1 protein-coding gene and 1 pseudogene are annotated in these 1,043 nt (G+C 36.9%); both read left to right on the plus strand.

Annotated elements, in window-relative coordinates; genetic code table 11:
* Positions 1 to 360, plus strand: a pseudogene (locus GQR46_RS20050) (hypothetical protein); the annotation flags it as partial.
* Positions 361 to 606: 246 nt separating this feature from the next.
* A partial coding sequence (locus GQR46_RS20055) for a transposase (RefSeq protein WP_165742289.1) occupies positions 607 to 1,043 on the plus strand: 437 nt, incomplete at its 3' end.

The raw sequence follows: 1,043 nt of genomic DNA on the forward strand, positions 1-1,043 counted from the left end.
TTAGATGACTTATCGTTATTAACAAAATATGGTTTCTCTGATCAATTTGAGGTGACTCAAGCTGTAGGAAGTGCTTTGTTTACAACATGTTTAAAGCGTGAGTTTCTACGAGAAAATGAGGATCTATTAGTAAAAAAATATTCACGTAAAACAGAAAAAGAGGTTGTTGTCTTTGGTATGATTTCTCAGGCATTTTCTGAAAATGAAGTGGAGTTAGGAGCGGAAGATGAGGATTTTCCGAATATGAAAGCAGCATTATTAAATTTAGTTGAGCATCTCACAAATATGGAAAACTCGATTTCAGGGAAACAACCCCAAGAAGTCGTGATAGATCCAATTGCTGTATATTTTGAGGTGTAATGCCCTATAACAAGGGTTTTCACGAATAATAGTGACACCCATCCTATTTTTTGTAGTTTAGTGAACTAAGTACTAGGCTTTTATCAGTGTGAAAAATAAGCAGGGTGTCTTATGGCAATCGCAAGAAAGCGTCAAGTAAGTTTGGTTGATACAAAGAGCGATAACAGTGACACCCATCCTATTTTTTGCAGTTTAGTGAACTAAGTACTAGGCTTTTATCAGTGTGAAAAATAAGCAGGGTGTCTTATGGCAATTGCAAGAAAGCACCAAGTAAGTTTGGTTGATACAAAGTACTACCATTGCATATCACGTTGCGTACGCCGTGCATTTTTATGTGGGGAAGACCACTTTACAGGTCAATCCTACGAGCATCGTAGAGGCTGGGTTGAAGATAAACTGCTTGAGTTAGCCAAAGTGTTTTGTATTGATGTATGTGCTTATGCTGTTATGAGTAATCACACCCATTTAGTGCTGTATGTTGATGATAAAAAAGCGAATAGGCTAAATGATAAAGCGATTGTTATTCGCTGGCACAAGCTGTGTAAAGGCACTGTACTTACGCAAAAATACATACAGGGTGAAAAGCTAAGTAAAGCTGAACTTATCTTTTTTAATCAAACAGTAAAACAATACCGCGAGCGCCTATCAAGTATTAGCTGGTTTATGCGGTTGTTAAATGAAAA

It is taken from the genome of Pseudoalteromonas sp. Z1A6, assembly GCF_011378745.1.
Taxonomy (GTDB): Bacteria; Pseudomonadota; Gammaproteobacteria; order Enterobacterales; family Alteromonadaceae; genus Pseudoalteromonas; species Pseudoalteromonas arctica.